12 protein-coding genes and 1 pseudogene are annotated in these 19869 nt (G+C 68.0%); 6 read left to right on the plus strand and 7 right to left on the minus strand.

Annotation, left to right across the window (positions count from 1 at the left end):
• Positions 1 to 121: 121 nt before the first annotated feature.
• Positions 122 to 889 (minus strand): annotated as a pseudogene (locus AVL59_RS56380) (SpnB-like Rossmann fold domain-containing protein); the annotation flags it as partial.
• Entirely contained in the window at positions 775 to 4920 is a 4146-nt protein-coding gene (locus AVL59_RS15435; RefSeq protein ID WP_067304218.1) for a type I polyketide synthase, read from the minus strand. The gene AVL59_RS15435 and the pseudogene AVL59_RS56380, both read right to left, overlap by 115 nt.
• Before the next feature lie 245 nt (positions 4921 to 5165).
• Here AVL59_RS15435 and AVL59_RS15440 point away from each other — a divergent pair, with 245 nt between their 5' ends.
• The 5 genes from AVL59_RS15440 to AVL59_RS15460 are packed head-to-tail and all read left to right on the plus strand — an operon-like array spanning position 5166 to position 11040.
• On the plus strand, positions 5166 to 5942 hold the full coding sequence (locus tag AVL59_RS15440) for a hypothetical protein (RefSeq protein WP_159399918.1): 777 nt from the start codon (positions 5166 to 5168) through the stop codon (positions 5940 to 5942).
• Positions 5943 to 5956: 14 nt separating this feature from the next.
• Positions 5957 to 7552 (plus strand): condensation domain-containing protein, encoded by a 1596-nt coding sequence (locus AVL59_RS15445; RefSeq protein WP_067304224.1) that lies wholly within the window; start codon positions 5957 to 5959, stop codon positions 7550 to 7552.
• Positions 7549 to 8730, plus strand: coding sequence for a 4-hydroxyphenylpyruvate dioxygenase (gene hppD, locus AVL59_RS15450; protein ID WP_079146708.1), 1182 nt, complete (start codon positions 7549 to 7551; stop codon positions 8728 to 8730). Before AVL59_RS15445 ends, hppD begins: the two co-directional genes overlap by 4 nt.
• Positions 8727 to 10253 (plus strand): MFS transporter, encoded by a 1527-nt coding sequence (locus AVL59_RS15455; protein ID WP_159399919.1) that lies wholly within the window; start codon positions 8727 to 8729, stop codon positions 10251 to 10253. Before hppD ends, AVL59_RS15455 begins: the two co-directional genes overlap by 4 nt.
• 13 nt (positions 10254 to 10266) lie before the next feature.
• Entirely contained in the window at positions 10267 to 11040 is a 774-nt protein-coding gene (locus tag AVL59_RS15460) for a thioesterase II family protein (RefSeq protein ID WP_079146709.1), read from the plus strand.
• A gap of 21 nt (positions 11041 to 11061) precedes the next feature.
• Here AVL59_RS15460 and AVL59_RS15465 read toward each other — a convergent pair whose 3' ends face one another.
• Positions 11062 to 11481, minus strand: coding sequence for a cold-shock protein (locus AVL59_RS15465; protein ID WP_067304230.1), 420 nt, complete (start codon positions 11479 to 11481; stop codon positions 11062 to 11064).
• A 185-nt stretch (positions 11482 to 11666) separates the two neighbouring features.
• On the opposite strand from AVL59_RS15465, the gene AVL59_RS15470 reads away from it, so the two are divergent.
• Entirely contained in the window at positions 11667 to 13373 is a 1707-nt protein-coding gene (locus tag AVL59_RS15470; RefSeq protein ID WP_079146710.1) for a S8 family serine peptidase, read from the plus strand.
• Between the two features lie 12 nt (positions 13374 to 13385).
• Here AVL59_RS15470 and AVL59_RS15475 read toward each other — a convergent pair whose 3' ends face one another.
• The 4 genes from AVL59_RS15475 to AVL59_RS15490 form a co-directional block, all read right to left on the minus strand.
• On the minus strand, positions 13386 to 16133 hold the full coding sequence (locus tag AVL59_RS15475) for a helix-turn-helix transcriptional regulator (protein ID WP_067304233.1): 2748 nt from the start codon (positions 16131 to 16133) through the stop codon (positions 13386 to 13388).
• Between the two features lie 74 nt (positions 16134 to 16207).
• Entirely contained in the window at positions 16208 to 17746 is a 1539-nt protein-coding gene (locus AVL59_RS15480; protein WP_067304236.1) for an AMP-binding protein, read from the minus strand.
• Between the two features lie 27 nt (positions 17747 to 17773).
• The gene (locus tag AVL59_RS15485) at positions 17774 to 18730 is read right to left on the minus strand and encodes a TIGR03619 family F420-dependent LLM class oxidoreductase (RefSeq protein WP_079146711.1); all 957 of its coding nucleotides are present in this window, start codon (positions 18728 to 18730) and stop codon (positions 17774 to 17776) included.
• A 4-nt stretch (positions 18731 to 18734) separates the two neighbouring features.
• On the minus strand, positions 18735 to 19781 hold the full coding sequence (locus AVL59_RS15490) for a methyltransferase (RefSeq protein ID WP_067304242.1): 1047 nt from the start codon (positions 19779 to 19781) through the stop codon (positions 18735 to 18737).
• Positions 19782 to 19869: the final 88 nt, after the last annotated feature.

The raw sequence follows: 19869 nt of genomic DNA on the forward strand, positions 1-19869 counted from the left end.
AGGCCATGGGGATGCCGGCGGCTTGTTCGAAGGTGAAGGCGGGGGGGATGGGGGTGAGGTAGGGGCGGCGGGTGACGGCGCTGGCGGCGAAGGCGCCGGGGATGAGTCCGAAGACGCGGTCGCCGGGGGCGAGGTCGTTCACGTCGGGGCCGGTCTCCAGGACGATGCCGGCGCCTTCGCTGCCCAGGACGTCGGGTTGCGGGCCGGGGTAGAGGTCCAGGACGTGGAGCAGGTCGCGGAAGTTGATCCCGGCGGCGCGCATGCCGACACGGACCTCGTCGCCCGTCAGTTCGGGAGCGGGGTGGCTGGTCAGGGCCAGACCGTCCAGGACACCGGGATCCGTCTGGGTCAGCTGCCAGCCCGTCCCCCCGCCGATCACTCCCGGACCACCCGGCAGGAACGGCGCCACACACCAGCCCAGCCCCGGCACGTCCGGATCCTCACCGGTATCGCTCTTGTCGGCGCTACCGGGGTTGGTGGTGGGGGGGTTGAGGTGGGTGGTGAGGTCGACGTGGTTGAGGCGGGGTGCGAGGAGGGTGGTTTCGCGCCAGGCGGTCTGGGGTTCGTCGAGGTCGTTGACGCGGCCGGTGAGGATCTGGGTGAGCAGGTGTGCGGGGGGTGTGGTGCGCCAGCGGGTCTCGCGGTGGGTGTCGATGAGGACGAACCGGTCGGGGTGTTCGGCCTGTGCGGAGCGGACCAGTCCCCAGATCGCGGCGTGTTCACCGTCCTCGGGTGCGTCTCCGGGGCCGGTGAACACCCCGCCCCTGGTCGCGATCACGAGCCGGGCCCCGGCCGGTCCTTCCTGCGCCCACCACTGCAGCCATTCAAGGACCTCACCCACCCGGGGGAACGTGCCGTCACCCGCTCCGGGAGCCGGCTGCACCACCACACCCGCCACCCCCGCCCCGGCCGTCCCGGCAGGTGTCCGGGCGAGTAGTTCCTCCGCTCCCGCCCGGTCGGCCACCACCACCGCCGCCCGGCCCAGCACCCCACCCCAGCCCAGCACATCCTCACCCACCAACACCCACACACCACCACCAGCATCCACGCCAGCAGAGCCATCGGCGCCGTCCGGGCCGTCCGCACCAACCGTGCCGTCGGAACTGTCGGGGCTGTCGGGGGTGTCGGGGTGTCGGGGGTGTCGGGGGTGTCGGGTTGGTTGTTGGTGGGGGTGAGGGGGATCCAGTCGAGCTGGAAGAGTGATTCCTCACCGGTTCCGGTGGGGGTGGTGTGGGGTGTGGTGTGGGGGGTGTTGGTGGGGGCGCGGAGGGTCAGGGAGGCGATGGAGGCGACGTGGCGGGCGTGTTCGTCGGCGAGGTCGATGGTGAGGGTGTCCTCGTCCAGCCATTGCAGACGTGCCCGTACCCGCTGCACACCGCTTTGGTGGATGCGTACCCGGTGCCAGGCGAACGGGAGCCGTGCCGGGCCCTGGGCGGTGGCGAAACAGGCGTGCAGGGCCGCGTCCAGCACGGCCGGATGCAGAGCGAACTCTCCTACCCCTGACCGCCATTCCTTGGGCAGGGCCACCTCCGCGAACACCGTCCCCTCCGCCCGCCACACCCCGCACAGTCCCCGAAACGCCCCCTGATACGCGAACCCGCCCCGGGCCACCTGCTCGTAAAACCCCTCCAGACCCACCTCCACCCCACCCACCGGCGGCCACACCCCCGCCCACTCCACCCACCCCGAACCAGACCCAGACCCGGTATCGGCGGCGGTGCTGGTATCGGCGGCGGTGTCGGGACGGGTCAGGAAACCACTGGCATACCGCACCCACCCCGCCGACACCCCACCACCCAGCTCCTGCTCCTGCTCCTGCTCGTGGGGCCTCCGCTCCTGAAGCTCCTGTTCCTGTTGCTGTTCCTGTTCCTGGGGTTGGTGGCGTGCCAGGACCACGTACTCGCGGCGTCCGGGTGTGTCGGCCTGTTCGGGCTCGATGTGGACCTGCACCTCGATTGCCGCACCCTGTTCCAGCACCAGCGCGGATTCCAGTACCAGTTCCCCGATCTCGCCGTACTCCACCAGGGCGCCCGCCCGGCCGGCCAGCTCCACGAACCCCGAACCGGGAAACAACACCGACCCCAGCACCACATGCCCCGCGAGCAACCCACCCCCCGTCAAACGCCCCCACACCACATGCGCACCCTCGCCCCCCACCTCCACCACACCGTCCACCCACCCATGCCCTGCACCCAGCCAGAACCACTCCCGCCGAAACCCATACACCGGCAACGAGACACTCCTCGCGTCCACCCCGGCAAACAACTCCCCCCACTCCACCTCGATACCCGACGCCCACAACTCACCCACCATCCCCAGCACACCCTCCACCTCACGCCCGTCCCGCACCCCCACAACCAGCGCGTCCTCCACCGAAGCCGGCTGGTTCAGACGCACCAACGGCGCCAGCACCGCATCCGGAGCGATCTCCACCCACCGCGACACCCCCACCCCCACAGCCGCCCCCACCGCGTCACCGAACCGCACACACTCCCGCACATGACGCACCCAATAACCGGCCTCCGCCACCTCCGCCCCCGCCACCTCACCGGACACACCCGAAATGAACGTCATCCGGGGAGGACGGAACCGCAACCCCGCCACCACCCCCTCGAACTCCTCCAGCATCGGCTCCATCAACACCGAATGAAACGCATGACTCACCCGCAACCACGAAGCCCTGCACCCCATACCCTCCAGAACATCCACCACCACAGCGACCCGCTCCGCAGGACCCGACAACACAACCGAAGCCGGAGCATTCACCGCCGCGACCGACACCACCCCCTCGACACCGAGCCCAGCCAACACCGCCCGCGCCCGCACCTCGTCCACCTGGACCGCCGCCATCACCCCACCCGACGGCAGACCCTGCATCAACCGGCCCCGCGCCGCCACCAACACACACGCATCCTCCAACGACATCACCCCCGCCACATAGGCCGCCGTGATCTCACCCAGCGAATGCCCCAACACCACATCAGGCCTCACACCCCACGACCCCAGCAACTCCACCAACGCCACCTCGAACGCGAACAAACCCGCCTGCGCCCAACCCGTCTGATCCACCACCCCCGCCGACAACCCACCCGGATCCAAACCCAACAACCCACACACCCGCTCAAACACCCCAGCAAAAACCGGAAACCGCCCCGCCAACTCCCGCCCCATCCCCACCCGCTGCCCACCCTGACCACCACACACAAACCCCACCCCACCCCCACCCGAACCCCCACCCACACCCGAACCCGCAGCCGCGCTCACACCCAGAAACGGCTCACCCAACAACGCCTCCAACTCACCCACCGCCTGCTCACGCCCCGAAACCACAAACGCCACACGATGATCCAAACCCGCCCGCGACACCGCCAACGCACACCCCACATCCACCACCGACACCCCAGGATCCGCCACCACAAAATCCCGCAACCGCTCCACCTGCCCCCGCAACCCCTCCCGACCACACCCCGACACCACCCACAACACACCACCACACAAAGCCGGCACACCCCGCCCGCCACCCCCCAAAACCACCCCCGACGGAGCCTGCTCAAGAATCACATGCGCATTCGTCCCACTCACACCGAACGACGACACCCCCACCCGCCGCGGCCGCCCCGTCTCCGGCCACACCACCTCCTCCCGCAACAACTCCACACCACCACCAGCCCACTCCACATGCCCAGACGGCTCATCCACCCACAACGTCCGCGGCAACACCCCACACCGCATCGCCATCACCATCTTGATCACACCAGCCACCCCCGCAGCCGCCTGCGCATGACCGATATTCGACTTCACCGACCCCAACCACAAAGGCCCACCCACCCGCCCCGCCCCATACACCGCCAACAACGCCTGCGCCTCGATCGGATCACCCAAAGCAGTCCCCGTCCCATGCCCCTCCACCACATCCACCTCACCCGCACCCACCCCCGCATCCACCAACGCCCGCCGAATCACCCGCTGCTGCGACGGCCCATTCGGCGCCGTCAACCCATTCGACGCACCATCCTGATTCACCGCACTCCCCCGCACCACCGCCAACACCCGATGCCCACACCGCACCGCATCCGACAAACGCTCCACCACCAACACCCCCACACCCTCACCCCACGCCGTCCCATCCGCCCCCGCACCAAACGCCTTGCACCGCCCATCCACCGCCAACCCCCGCTGCCGCGAAAACTCCACAAAAATCCCCGGCGTCGACATCACCGACACCCCACCAGCCAACGCCAGATCACACTCACCCGACCGCAAAGCCCGCACCGCCCAATGCAACGCCACCAACGACGACGAACACGCCGTATCCACCGTCACCGCAGGACCCTCAAAACCAAACCAATACGACACACGACCAGATGCGACGCTGCCGGCGGTGCCATTGCCGATATGGCCTTCGAACTCTTCGGGGACCGTCGGCAGGCGATATCCATAGTCGTGGTAGACGAGGCCGGTGAAGACTCCGGTGGGGGTGCCGCGTAGGTGGGTGGGGTTGATTCCGGCGTGTTCGATGGCTTCCCAGGAGCATTCGAGCAGGAGTCGTTGTTGGGGGTCCATGGCGGTTGCTTCGCGGGGGGAGATGCCGAAGAAGTCGGCGTCGAACCAGTTGGCGTCGTGGAGGAAGCCGCCGTGGCGTACGTAGGTGGTGCCTTTGTGGTCGGGGTCGGGGTGGTAGAGCCGGTCGAGGTCCCAGCCGCGGTCCTGGGGAAAGCCGCTGATGGTGTCCTGGCCGTTGGCGACGACCTGCCAGAGGTCTTCGGGGGTGGTGATGCCGCCGGGGTATCGGCAGGCCATGCCGACGATGGCGATGGGTTCGCGGTTGCGTTCCTCGACCTCACGCAGACGAGAACGGGAGTTGCGCAGTTCGGTGGTCACCCATTTGAGGTTCTCCAGGAGTTCCTTCTCGTTCGGCATTCGCCACTCCCACAGGTGATCGGTCGATCGGAAGGCAAAAGACTTGGAAAGCTGGGCACTTGATAAGCGGGGCGCCCAGCAAAGAGCCGCGGAATGGGATGTTAGGTTCCGGTCGAGGTCGGATGGGCTTCCGCGGCCGAAGACAGGGGCGTCTAGGGGGTGGGTCTGGGGTTCCCCCGATATGTCGGAGAAGATTTAGTCTGGCCATGACGGCAAGACCCGCCACCGAGTCGTTGTGGAGATGCATGGACGGGTGGAAAGTACTCTGTCAGGGAGCCACTGAAAAGGTTGTTCTCGCGATTGATTTCGGTGTGACCGGACGTCCCGAAGCGGGATTCGCCGATCTCGTGTCCCAACTGGACGGCGACTTCACGGTGTGGGAGAGTCGGCCGCCGCCCGGGGGCGGCGTCGAAGCGCTGAGTGGCGAGGACTACGTCGCGCACTGGCTGGCCGGAGTTCATCCTGCTGAAGAGTCCACTGTCGCGGTCTTCGGTTTCTGCGTCGGCGCGGTCTTTGCCGGTCGGCTGGCCGAGGCATTCGTGTCCGAGACCGGTCGACGGCCGGAGATCGTGCTGTTCGATCCGGAGACTCCGGATCCGAAGACGTTGTTCAGGGACTTCCGGGGTGCTGTGGACCGGCTCTCGGCGTTGCTTCCCGACGAGAAGCTGACCGCCGCTCAGGCCGAAGGGGAGGAGATCTACGGTCGGCTGCGGGACTATTCGCCGCTGTGCTTCGAACTCGCCGAGTTGTTCGGGCGGACCACGAAAATGGCTTTCGACCTCGCGGGTCTCGATCCCGAGATCGGTGCGGAGGTCGCCGGGACTTTCACGTCGTATGTCTCCTATCTCCGTGCCGCGAACGAGTTGGGTCGGCCCCGGTCCTGGTCGGACGCGATCGCGATGAGTTCGTTCCCGTTGGACGAGGGCAGTGGGATCGGGCGAAGAATGGAATTCGAAACCGACCACGGGGAGATCCTGCGGACCCACGCCGTGGCGCAGGCTGTCCGCCGGATCCTGACGTGATGAGCGGAAGAGCGATGTCCGATCGTCGTGCTGCCACACGCCGGGAGCAGGGGCTGTGGCTGCTGGAAGAGCTGACTCCGGCAACCGGCATAAACAATCTCTACTTCGCCGCCCGTGTCTCCGGCAGACTGGACGTCGGACAGGCCAGGGACGCGATGGCCGTGCTGGTCCGCCGGCACCGGAGTCTGAGGACCATGTTCCACGACGGCGGCGGGGAGGTCACGAAGTCCGTCTGCGCGGAAGACGAGTTCCCTTGCGCGTTCGAGACCGTCCACTGCGGCGACGACGAGGGCGCAGCCGAGAACAGGCTGGCCTCGGTCGTCTCGGATCCCTTCGTCCTGGACGGCAGGCCGATGTTCCGCGCGGGGCTGATCCATGGCCCGCGCGACGACGTGGTCTACCTCGTCGCCCATCACCTGATCTTCGACGCCATGTCCTCGATGCTCGCCCTCGAGGATTTCATCGCCCTGTACGACGCCGAGCGGCACCCTGAGGTGACCGGAGCTCCTCCCGCCATCGAGGACGAAGCCCCGAGCGCGGAGAGCGTCAGGTACTGGCGCCGAGAGCTCAAGGACTTCGAGCCCCTCGGCAAACGTCTGCCGTGCGCGCTGGCGGATCCGGCGGAACCCACTCTCGCGGGCGGAGACGTGACCCGGGTCTTCCAGGAGGACACCAGGGCCGCGATCCGCCGGCTGCAGCGTGAGCTGCGCGCCTCCGAGGCCGTCGTCCTGCTGGCGTCGTACTTCCTCCTGCTCGGCCACAGCGGTGCCGGCAGTGACCTGATCATCGGCTCCCCGGTCAACCGCCGTTCCCCCGAGACCGCGCGGGCCATCGGCTATCACGTGAGCGCGGTGCCGGTCCGGGCCTCGGTGGAGCCGTCGGACTGCTTCCGCCGGCTGGTCCTGCACACTCGGCAGGCCTTCCTCGAAGCGATAGCGCACGCGGACGCGTCCGTCGACGACCTGTACGCCGAACTTCCGCGCTACGGCGACTCCTGGCGGGACACCCTGTTCCGCTACATGTTCAACTACGTCCGCGTGCCGAGGACAGGGAAGTTCCGCATCGGTGGCCTGGACGCCGAATTGATCCAACTACCGACCCGGTACAGCAAGTTCGAGCTGGAGTTCCTGGTCGTCTCGGCGCCGGGCGAACTGTCCGTCCGGGCGATCTTCTCCAAGGACACCCTCGACGCGGCCGAGGTCGGGCGACTGCTCGATCTGTACGAGCAGGAGATCAGAACGCTGTCCGGCCATTTGGACGAGAGGTTCTCCGACCTCATCGACTGGCGGGACAGTGCGCTACGCGGACGTCAGGCACGGGCAACGGATACGGACCCTGCCGAAACGCCGATTCCCGACGCCACGCCCGACTCCGGAGAACTGGCCTACCGGCGGCGGCTGGTCGCGCGGTGGAACGAACTCCTCGGCCGGGAGGACCTGACCGGCGACTCCAACTTCTTCACGCACGGCGGCCATTCGCTGCTGGCGGCGAAGTTGGTACACCACATCAGGGTGGAGACCGGCTTGAAGATCCGGCTCGCCGATGTCTTCGAGCACCCGACGCCGGCCGCACTGGCCGCATTCGTATGGCGAGAAAGGGCTCAGGGATGACCAAGTCGATCGTGACCGAACCGAGCATCGAGAACACCGCACCGAGGGCGGAGAACACGGCACCGGGGACCGCCGACACGGCCGGTGCCGATGACTTCCCCCTCACCGGGCTGGACTCCCTCCATTTCGCGGTCGGGAACGCCACTCAGGCCGCCTTCTTCTATTCCGTCGGCCTCGGCATGCGCTGTGTGGCGTACACGGGCCCGGAGACGGGGCAGCGCGACTTCCGGTCGTACGTCCTGGAAAGCGGTGATGCCCGGTTCGTGATCAGCGCCGCGCTGAGGTCCGGCTCCGATCTGGCACGCCATGCGGAGGCGCACGGCGACGGGGTCACCGACATCGCCCTGGCGGTCTCGGACGTGGAGGCCGCGTTCGCCCATACGGTGGCGCGAGGCGCACAGCCGCTGGAGGAGCCGCACGAGGTCTCGGACGACGACGGGACGATCGTCCGGGCGGCGATCGCGACGTTCGGAGAGACCCGCCATTCGCTCATCGACCGTTCCCGCTACCACGGTGTCTACGCCCCTGGATACGTCCCGCGTGAACCGCTCGGCCGGCCCGAACCGGCAGGGGTCTTCCACGAGATCGACCATGTGGTGGGCAACGTCGCCTTGGGGAAGATGGACGAGTGGGTCGATTTCTATCACCGCGTCATGGGCTTCACCAATATGCAGGAGTTCATCGGTGAGGAGATCGCGACCAAGTACTCCTCGCTCATGAGCAAGGTGGTCGCCGACGGCAGCCGGAAGGTGAAGATTCCCCTCAACGAGCCGGCCCCCGGTTCCCGGCGCTCCCAGATCGACGAATACCTGGAGTTCTACGGAGGCCCGGGCGTCCAGCACATCGCGCTGGCCACCGATGACATCGTGTCGGCCGTCCGCCGGATGCGTGCCGTGGGGATCGAGTTCCTCACGACTCCCGACAGCTACTACGAGATGCTGCCCGGCTGGGTGGGGGAGACGCACGTCGCGGTCGAGGAGCTCCAGGAACTGGGGATCCTGGCGGACCGCGACGAAGACGGATACCTGCTGCAGATCTTCACCCAGCCCACCGGGGACCGGCCGACCGTCTTCTACGAGCTGATCGAGCGGCACGGCGCGCAGGGGTTCGGCAAGGGCAACTTCAAGGCGCTGTTCGAGGCCGTCGAACGCGAGCAGGCCAAGCGGGGCAATCTGTGACCAACCCTGGGGCGCCCCCGAGCGTTCCCACGACGGCCCGTCCCTGGCTGGCACTGGCGGGGCTGAGCCTGAGCATGCTGGTGCTCAACCTGAACGCCACCACCCTGAGCGTGGCCCTCACCGACATCGCGCGGGAATTGAAGGCCGACACCCAGGCGTTGCAGTGGATCTTCATCTCCTACAACCTCACGGCCGCCGCACTGCTCCTGGTCGCCGGGGCCATCGGCGACCGCTTCGGGCGCAAGAGGGTGCTTCTGCTGGGGCTGGCGATGTTCGGACTGGCCTCCCTGGCCGGCGCCTGGGCGCCGAACGCCGTGGCGCTGACAGGGGTGCGGGCGGTGATGGGGCTGGGAAGCGCGATCGTCACTCCGATGTCGCTGTCGATCATCCCCACCGTCTTTCCGGAGGAGCGCCGCGGCCGGGCCATCGGCATCTGGTCGGGGAGTGTCGCGGTCGGGATCCCGCTGGGCCCGATCATCGGCGGATACCTGCTCAGCGAGTTCTGGTGGGGCTCGATCTTCCTGCTCAACGTGGTCAGCGTGGTGATCACCCTGGCCGCCTGCGCGGTCCTCATCCCGGAATCGCGAGGGGAGCCGAGCCGCATGGACCTGCCGGGACTGGTGCTGTCCACGACCGGGACGGCGGCGCTCGTCTACGGGCTCATCAACGCCGAGCACGGCTGGGGGAGTGCCCGGACCCTCGGCTGGATCTGCGGCGGACTGATCCTGCTGGCCTTCTTCGCCGGGTACGAACTGCGCACGCCGCGCCCGCTGGTGCAGCTCGGCTGGTTCCGCTCCGCCGCGCTGCGCGGCGCGCTGGTGGCGCTGGTCTTCCTCTTCTTCGCCATGGCGGGCATGTCGTTCGTCGTCCCGCTCTATCTGGAGGGCGTCCTCGGCTACGGGCCCATGGCCACGGGGGTCCTGCTCACACCACTGGCGATCACGCTTGTCGCGGCCTCCTTCCTGTCCAGCTCCGTGGTGGCGAGCGTGGGCGGCCGGAACACCGTCGTCACCGGACTGGTGACGATGGGGGCCGGCTTCGCGGTGGCGGCCCTGGTGACTCCCCACAGCGGCCCCTCGCCGGTCGTCGTGGCGGAGTTGCTGATCGGTTTCGGGGTGGGACTGGCCAGCCCGCCGTCGATGAACATCGCCGTCGGCTCGCTCCCGAGCGGCAAGGTCGGCAGCGGCTCGGGCCTGTTCAACGCGTTCCGGCAACTGGGCGGGGTCTTCGGGGTGGCGGTCGTCGGAGCCGTGGTCAGCGCCGGATACGCGCACCGCACAGCAGCCGCGTCCGCCGGCCTCCCGGCGTCGTCCGCCGAGTCGGTCCGGGCCTCGGTGGCGAATGTCCGGCCCGTGGCCTCGGCACTCGGTGGCGAGAGCGGGCGGCGGATGCGCGAGGAGGCGTTCCAGGCGTTCGCCACCAGTATGAGCCTCGGCCTGCTGATCTCCGCGGGGATCGCGCTGGCCGCGGCGGTCCTTGCCGTGACGTGGATCCCGGGCCGGTCCACGGGGCCGGACATGTGACGAGGGAGTCGACTTGCTTGCTTCGAGCCGCTGGATCCAGCCCTTCTCCTGCGGGGAGCCTTCCGGGAGCGCATGGGGGAAGCAGCCCGCGGCGCAGGTGCTGTGTTTCCCGCACGCGGGCGGTTCCGCGGCCTTCTTCCGGCCGTTCAAGGATCATCTGCCGCGTGGTTACGGTGTTGCGGGGGTGCAGTATCCGGGGCGTCAGGACCGCTTGCGGGAGCCGTTCGTCACCACGGTCGAGGAGCTCGCGGACCAGATCGCCCTTCAGCTGCGCCCGCCGGCCGACGTTCCGCTCGTTCTCTTCGGGCACAGTATGGGCGCCGTCGTCGCGTTCGAGGTCGCCCGGCGTCTCGAGGCCGGCCGGCCGACCGGGCTGCTCGGGCTGGTGGTCTCGGGGCGACGGGCACCGTCCACGGTCAGACACGAGGCGGTGCACCGTGCCGGGGATCGGGCCCTGATCGCCGAGGTGACGGGCCTGGGCGGCACGGAGGAACGGCTCTTCGAGGACGAGGAGCTGATGCGGCTCGTCGTCCCGGTCCTGCGCAACGACTACCGGGCGATCGAGACCTACCGCGCCAACCAGGACCTCCTGGCCCGCACCCCGGTCCTGTGCCTGAGGGGGGACAGGGACCCGAAGGTGGACGCGGACGAGGCGGCGGCCTGGGCGCGGCACACCGCGGCCGGGTGCGCCGTGGAGGAATTCCCGGGGGGACATTTCTTCCTCAACGAGCGCCGGCCGGAGGTCGGGCGGTCGATCGAACGCTTCACACGGCCGCTGACACGGTGAGGACGGACCTCCCGGGCGGGTTCAGTCCTCCAGCCAGCCGTGCTCGTGCGCGGACTTGACCAGGCAGTCGCGCACCGCGGCGATCTGGGCGCCGGTCAGCGTCGGGACGTTCGCGAGAAGCGACTCCGTGATCTCGTGCAGGAGTTCGTCCCGGGACAGGACGTCACACAGGGTGTCGTCGGCCGGGCCGGACGCCCTGACCTTGGCGTACGGCTGCTCGGACGGCCGCTCGGACCGCTGCTCGACGACCCGCACGGAGAAGGCCTTCAGCCCTCTTTCGCCCTCGGTGACCTCGAACTCGACCGGGGTGCCGGGGGAGTGGGACGCCCTTCCCTCGACGAAGTCGTTCAGGTGGACGAAGACGTCCTCGCCGCTGTTGTCCTGTGCAATGAATCCGTAGCCACGAATTTCGTCGAACTTGAGAATTCGCCCTGAACGCACCCGTCCACCTCCACCAACTTCACCAACAACACCGTCAATCATGAGCGATGGAATCGTAGCGCATCGCGATCATCTCTTGATCTCGGAGAGGGATCTAGGGGCCGGTAGGGGTTGAGTAGGGGTGCCGGTGAAATGCTTGAATATCGCGGGACAGCCTTGAAATCCTATACCAAATAGGAGCATTGATGGCGAGCCGGTGGAGTCTTTCGCTGATCGCGGTGGGCTGTGTGGGCGCACTGGGTCTCGGAATGTCCCCGGCGGCCGCGCCGGTCGGCCGGAACACGGGTGCGGAGTTCCTGGTTCTCTACCGGCAGGGCGTACCGGACGATGCCGCCCACCGGGCGATCGGCGCCGCCCACGGCGTGATGGTTCACGAGAACCGTGCGATCGGCCTGGCCACGGTGAGGTCGGACCCGGGCTTCCCCGGACGAGCGAGACAACAGCCGCTCCTGCGGGAGGTGGCCTGGAACCGCACGGTCGGCACCGCTCCGGATACCGGCACGAGCCGTACGGCCGTGAATCGTACGACGACGGGTCGTACGGCCGAGGCGCGTGAGGCGCCCGGCGGTACCGGGCTCCCCGCGAGGACCGCGCCTCTGGCGAAGTATCAGTGGGACATGCGGCAGATCCACGCGACCGGCGACGGCTCCCAGGCGATCGAGCGGGGCCGGCCCTCGGTCCGCGTCGGTGTCATCAGCACCGGGATCGACGCGTCGCACCCCGACATCGCCAAGAACTTCGACCGAGCCGACAGCCGCGACTTCGCCGTGGACATCCCCGAGGACGCCAACGGCAAGACGGTCGACGGGCCGTGCCGGTACGAAGGGTGCCGGGCGCCGAGCGATGTCGACCCCGACGGCCACGGAACCGCGCTCGCGTCCCTGATCGCCGGTGCCGGCACCGGGATGGCGGGTGTGGCGCCGGACGTCCGTCTGGTGAACCTGCGCGCCGGGACCAAGAGCGGCCTGTTCCTGCTGGGCCCCACCGTCGACGCGCTGACGTACGCGGCGGACCGCAGGCTCGACATCGTCGACCTGAACTATGTCGACCCGTGGCTGTTCAATTGCGCGGACAATCCCGCCGACTCGCCCGAGGAACAGGCCCAGCAGCGGCTCGACATCGAGGCGATGCGCCGGGCCCTGGACTATGCGCACCACCGCGACGTCACGATGATCGCCACGGCCGGCAGCCAGTACGCCGACTACACCAAACCGTACGTCGACCGGATAAGCCCCTACTTCGCGGCATTCAAAGGGCAGAACCCGCACACCAGAAACATCCCCGCGATCTGCCAGTCGCTTCCCGCGGAGGGTGACCATGTGATGGCCGTCGGCGCCACGGGAATCAGCACCAGGAAAGCGGTGTACTCGAGCTTCGGGAACGGCTATATCACCGTCACGGCGCCCGGCGGCGACGCCTACGACACCGCCGACCACAAGCAGGATGTGACCCGCTCGGTGCTCACGGCCTACCCGGAGGCCGTGGCGCGGGAGCACGGCGACCTCAACCCCGACGGAACGCCCCGGAACCCGGCCGTCATCCGGCACTGCGCGCACGGCACATGCGGCTACTACATCTTCCAGGAGGGGACTTCGATGGCGGCGCCGCACGTGGTGGGCGTGGCCGCTCTCATCGTCAGCCGGCTCAAGCAGCAGCAGGCAAGCGCGGGAGGCGTCTCTCCGGAGCTCGTCGAGCGCCTGTTGCGCCGCACCGCCGATGCGCACGCGTGCCCGCTGCCCGCCACCGTCGTCTACGTCAGCCAGGTCAAGCAGCCCGACGGCTCGTACCGCCGGGTCGAGTCCCGTCAGACCTGCGAGGGGCGGGCGGACGGCAACGGCTTCTACGGGGCGGGCATCGTGGATGCGCTCAAGGCCGTCAAGGCCGTCGGCTAGTGGGACGGTTCGCTAGATGGACAACGGGATGTCCACGCGGCTCTTGATGTTGAGCTTCCGGTAGGAGTTGGTGAGGTGCTGTTCCACGGTGCTGATCGTGACGAAGAGACGCTTGGCGATCTCCCGGTTGCTGTGGCCTCGGGCCGCGAGGGTCAGCACACGGCGTTCCTGCTCGGTCAGGCGGTCGATGCTGTGGTCGGCCACAGGCTCCGCGGGCGGTTCGGCCGGCTGGATGCCGTCGCTCTCCTCGGGGAGGAAGGACAGGAACTGCCCGCGGGCCGCGATCTGGCGCGCGGTGCTGCTCGCACGCCTGGCGCGCCTCGCGTCGCCCGCCGCCCGGTAGGCCTGCGCGAGTTCCGCGATCGCGCGGGCGTATTCGAACTGGTCGCCGGACCTGCGGAGCATGTCGACGGCCTGTTCCGAGCGTGCGACCCGCTCCCTCGGCTCGCCGGACGCGGCCAGGACGCGCAGCGCGACGCCGCTGGTGCGAGGCGAGCCGCCCCGGTCGCACTCCAGCTGCGCGTCGGCCAGCCGCGCTGCCGTGGAGCGGTTGCCCATGAGCAGATGGGCCTCGGCGAGGTCGGTCCTCCAGGGAACCAGCGAGGGCCGGTCCATTCCCCAGCCGCGTATCAGGTCACCGCAGGTCTCGAAGTCGGCCAGCGCGGCCTGGGGCTGGGACATGCCGAGGAAGTAGTGGCCACGCGCATGCAGGTAGTGCAGGCCGGACCGGCAGTGGAACGCGTCCTCCGGGACCGACCGCTGTACGATCCGCTCCGCCTCCGCGCGATGGCCGAGCCTGACGGCCGCCAGAAGCAGGCTGCTGCGCGGATGGGCCACCGCACCGCCCCAGGACTTCTCCGAGATCTCCTCCAGCGCGGACCTCGCCGCGTGCATCGCGGTGGTGAGGTCCCCCCGTCGTACGGCCGCCGTCGCCCGGATGCTGGACAGCATCGCGCGCCAGGTCCTGGCCTCAAGATCGGTGTGCTTGTGCAACAGAAGCTCACACCAGTGCTCGACCCGCTCGTTCTTCTCCATGTAGAGCAAGCAGCACAGGGCCTGCATCGTCGCCAGGTCCACCTGGGTGGTACGAAGCAACTGCTCGGGCTCGGTGCAGGTGCCGTCGAGCGGGATTCCACGCAGGATCCTCGCCAGGGCCTGGGCGGCCTGCGCCTGCCAGGGCTCGGTCACCGACGAGACCCCCTGCTCGGCGAGGGACGCGGCGCACGAGGGCTCGATGATGCCGGGCCAGAAGGACGAGAGCCTTGTCTTGCAGAGCCGGAAGGTGGCCTGTTCCCGGGCCGAGAACGACTGCGACCGTTGGTCGAGGTGCCTGATGATCTCTTCCGCGAGGGAGTGCTTTCCGTCCCAGAGCAGGTAGCCGACCAGCTCCGAGGCATGGCCGACGGTGAGGTCCCCACGCCAGAAGGCCTCGATCAGGTCGGGGACGTGCGCGCACCCGAGGATCGGGTCGATCTGCCAGGTGACCCGGGTCAGTTCGGCAGTGGTGTGACCGCTTTCCCCGGACCCGGAGCTGATCTCACCGGCAGCCTCCAGGAGTTGGGCCGCCCGGCGGTACTTGGCCTCGTTGAGTGCGTCCTGGGCCGACTTGTGCAGGGCCTGCAACTCCCACTGCGCCTCGGGGACGTTGCCGGAACGGATCAGATGGTCGGCGGCACGGCCGGCGTCGCCGGTGTCGCGCCACAGCAGCAGCGCGGCATCGCGGTGCATCTTCGCCCGCTGCCTGTGGGGGAGGGTCTGCAGGACCGCGGCGGTGATCCCGGGGCTGCGGAAGGTGCCTTGCCACAGAAGGCCGGAGATCGTCAACTCCCTGACGAGGACCGACACTTCCTCGACCTCCAGGCCGAGTATCGAGCTGATGAGATTCAGCGCCGAATACTTGCCCAGGATGGCGATGGCACTCGCCACGGAAAGGTAGGCGGGTCCACAGCGTCGCAGGCAGGACAGGGCCGCGTTGACGAAGGAGCTGCCGCTCATGTGCTGCGCCGGATCGTTGTCGATCCCCACCTTCGAGGAGATCCGGTAATCGTCGATCAGGGCCTTGACCAGAAGGGGGCTTCCCCCGCTGGCGTCGTAGAACCGGGAGACGAGCTCCGGTCGTTCGACGGAACCGCCCAGCTCGGTCGCGACCATCTGCCCCACTCCCGCCTCCGACAACGGGGCCAGGGCAATACGCGTGGCCCTCGCCCGGAAGGAGAGCTTGTCGAGGGTTTCCGCCTGAGGGCTGGGTGTCAGGCCCTGGTCCACGAGCACCAGCATCAGCGGCCGGCCGCTCATGCGGCGGAGCAGATGAGGAATCGAGTGGAGCGACGGCGAATCGGCGAACTGGAGATCATCGATGATCAGCACCAAGGGCCGTTCGGCGCTGATGGTGACGAGCTTCTCCGAGATCGCGCGCAGGGCGGGGCTCAGCTCGGACGGCGAGGGCACGGGCGCCTGAGTGAACGAGTCGGCCAGCTTGCACAGCAGGCAGTCGAAGGCGTCCTGAGTCGCTGTGTCGGTGGCGGCGCAGTCGAGCAACTGCTGCAGTACACCGCAGGTCATGGCCTCGTCGCCGCGGCTTTGGCCCGCGGTCAGCAGGAGTGCCCCCTTCTCGCGCGCCTCGTCCACGAACTCGTGGAGCAGCGCTGTCTTCCCGGACCCCACCGGGCCGCTGATGATCGCGATCTGATCGAGATCGGCGCTCGCCCGGAAGAGCCGCCTGAGAACCGAGAGCTCGTGGTCTCGCTCGGCTAATAACATCTGTACGAAGTTCCTTCAGGTGGGGGACTGAAAGAGTCACGTGTCACATGAAGTGAAGTTTCGATGCCGGCTGACTACCAGCGCGTCTGCGCCCGTAGTTCTCGTTTGAGGATCTTGCCGATCGGGTTCCGGGGCAGGTCGGCCTCGGAGATCGTCTTGATGCGCTTGGGGATCTTGTACCCGGCGAGGTGGCCGCGGAGAAAGGCGACCACCTGGTCATGATCGACCCGCTGCCCGGACCTTGGCACGATGACCGCACGAACCTCCTCGTCCCACGCCTCGCTCGGAACCCCGAAGACGGCGGCCTCCCGTATCGCGGGGTGAGTGAGCAGGAGCTCTTCGACCTCCGCTGAATAGACGTTCTCACCACCGGACTTGATCATATCCTTGGACCGGTCACGGAAGTAGATGTAACCGTAATTGTCTCGTTCACCGAGATCCCCGGTGTGCAACCAGCCACCCCGCAGAGCCTGGGCCGTTTCGGCGGGACGCCGGTAGTAACCGGTCATCAGCGCGGGCCCGCGGACACAGATCTCGCCGATCCGGTGAGGCGGGAGCTCGACGCCGGCTTCGTCCTGGATCTGGACTTCGGTGAACAGGTACTCCTGCCCGATCGACCCGTCGAGCTCGGGACGCAGGAAGTCGTCCGGTTTCAGCCGGGTCACCATCGGCCCCGCCTCGGTCAGCCCGTACCGAACGTACACATCGGCCCGGGGGAGTGCCTCACTGACGGCCACCTTGTCGGGCAGGCGCATGACGCCGGCGCCGGTGCACACCGCCCGCAGGTTCCGCCGGAGACCGGGCTCTTCGAGGAGCCCGTCCGCCAGCAGCGTCCGGAGCATGCTCGGCACCATGAAGAAGTCGGTGAAGCCCCCGTGCCGGGCGACATGGCGGATCTTGTCGAGGTCGAACTTCCGCAGCATCACACTGGCCGAGCCCGTGACGTAGTGCGTCAGAAACCAGCAGATCAGGGCGGCCGAGTGGAACATCGGGGTGACGATCAGCCCGCGGCCGCACCCGGCCGCGCCGATGCCGCAGTCGATGGTCTCGTTGACCGCGTTGGCCATGGCCGCGCCGTGGGAGAGGACCACCCCCTTGGACGTACCGGTCGTACCTCCGGTGAAGAGGATGCACAAAGGATCCTGCGGGTCGACCGGCACGTGCGGGGGGCCGTTGTCGGAGGTGGCGTCACCGCGGTCGAAGGCGCGGGAGATCATGTCCTCCGTGATGATCCGGACACCGGGCCGGGCCGACAGCACGGGGCCCAGCGCGGAGACCTCGTCCTTCGCCCCGTCCTCGAAGAAGACGATGTCCGGGCCGGTCTCGTCGATCGCCGCACTGAACTCGGCAGCGGACCAACGCCAGTTGTACGGGGTGAACACGCCCCCCGCCGCAGCGGTCCCCAGGAACGCCGCGGCGGTGAAGAGGCTGTTGCCACCGAGGTGGCCGACCACGGTGCCGCGCTCGACACCGAGGCCGACCAGCAGCCGGGCGATCGCCCAGGCCCGCTCGGACAGTTCACCGTGGGTGATGGTGCGCTCGATGGTGACCAGAGCATCGGCGCCGGGCCGGCGCCGATGGTTGGCGCGTATGAGATCAACGACTGTTCGCATGACTCCCGGTCAGCTCTAGAGGGCAGATCAGACTGTCAGTCCCGAACCCCGCGGGCTCGTTCGTGGCGCCTGTGGCGTATGCGGTCCGCGCAGGGCCTCACGGCAGGCGGCGATGATCGCTTCGGCCTTCTCCGGCTCGCTCCAGGGCACGTCGATCGACACCTCGTCGTAGCCCACCCGCGCAAGATCCGCCACGATCTCCGGCAGCCGGGAGGACTCGGCCTCACCGCAGATCACGCGCATCACGGTATGGAAGCCGGACGACGGACGGTGCGAACGAAGCCGCTCCAGTTCGGGTTCGTGGAGATCGACCGGGGCTCCGGGCCCGACGATGGTGAGGGCGATCCAGCCGTCTCCGAACCGGGCGGCCCTGCGCAGGGCCGCGGGCGTCATTCCTCCGACGAGGACCGGGATGCCCGAGGGCCGTTCGGGAAGCGGACGGCAGTAGGTGCCGGCCGGAACGTCGTAGAACTCGCCGTGGAACGCGCCGGTGTCGCCGCTCCACGCGTGCCGCATGACCTCGACACCCTCACGCATCCTCGGTATCCGCGTCGCGAAATCCTGGCCGAGGGCGTCGAATTCCTCGGCGAGCCAGCCGGCGCCCACGCCCAGGAACAGCCGTTCACCCGAGATCCGGTCGATAGACGCGGCCGCCTTCGCGACTTCGAGCGGATGTCTCTGCGGCAGGACCAGGACGGACGGGCCCACCGACACGCGCGTCGTCACGGCCGCGATCGTCGCGCAGCAGACGAGGGCGTCCAGGACATCTGTGTCGACGGCCCACGGAAAGGAGCCGTCCGGGGTGAAGGGATACCGCGACCTCTTCGGTTCGCGGAGCACCACATGGTCGGACACATGAAGGGCGTCCGCACCCGCGTCCTCGGCGATCCGTGCCATGGTGACGACACCCGGATGCGTCGATGGACCGCCGTGGTTCGGGATCTTGACTCCTAACCGCGGCAACTCCCCCGTGCTCTCTTTCACGTCCTCACTCCGCCCGTTTGGTCCCCATCGCGATGCCGTGCGGCGTCCAGGCGCGGCACGGAATGAGCTCGGTCTCGGTGAATCCGGCCTCCGCCAGCCACGAGACGTAGGACTTCCAGGGGTAGATCATTCCGCCCTGCGCGGGGAGCGAGGTGAAATAGACGCTGTCGAGCGCGGCCATCAACGGGCCGTCACCGGAATCGTCGGAGATGGAGTTGAAGACCACGACCCTGCCGCCCGGCTTCAGAGCGGCGTGGGCGTTCTTGAGCAGCTGTATGTTCTCCTGGTCGGTCCAGATGACGAATTGATGGGAGAACAGGACGCAGTCGTAGCCGGACGGATAGGGCTCGAAGATGTCTCCGGGCCGTACGTCGATCCGGTCCTCGAGGCCGTTGTCTGCGACGCGCTTGCGGGCGATCGGCACGGTGTCCTCGATCTCGAGCACTGTGATCTTGAGATGCGGGTAGGCGCGCGCCAGATCGATCGCGTTGACGCCGTCCCCGCCGCCCGCGTCCAGCACGGTGGTGACCGAATTGAAGTCGACCTTCTCGATCAGCAGGGGATTGGCCAGCTCCGACCACGACCGCATGTACGTGTAGAAGACGCGCTGGAGGAACGGGTTGTCGTTCAGCCTGCGGTAGAGGTCTCCGGCGGTGCCGGGAATGCGGCGCAGTCCCACGTTGGTGTCGGTGCGCAGCGATTCCACGAAGTCCGCTTGGCCCTCGTACACGATGTGGGCCTCGAAGCCGATGACGGCCTGGATGATGTCCCACTTGCCGTCCGTGAACAGCTGCTCGACGGCGCCGGCGTTCCGGTAGCGCCCCTCGTCGTCCCGCAGCGTGAGCTTGAGGGACGTGGTGCCGAGGAGCAGGGTGTCGATCGCGCGGTCTTCCAGGTCCAGCTTCTTCCCGAGTTCGTCGGAGGTGAGATGCGGTGTCTTGTTGAGGAGGTCGAACAGCCCGAGTTCCGAGCCGGCATTGAGATACTGGAAGGCTGCGTGACCGAAGACAATTTTGGTCAGTTCTTCCATGTCGAGGACGTCTGCGCTCATCACCTGCTCCGTTTTCGTGCGGTTGCTCTACCGTCAACTGATGCGGGTGGATAAATCGATGAGGTGTTGGCGAACTCTTGACTGATGT

This window comes from Streptomyces griseochromogenes, assembly GCF_001542625.1.
Lineage (GTDB): Bacteria > Actinomycetota > Actinomycetes > Streptomycetales > Streptomycetaceae > Streptomyces > Streptomyces griseochromogenes.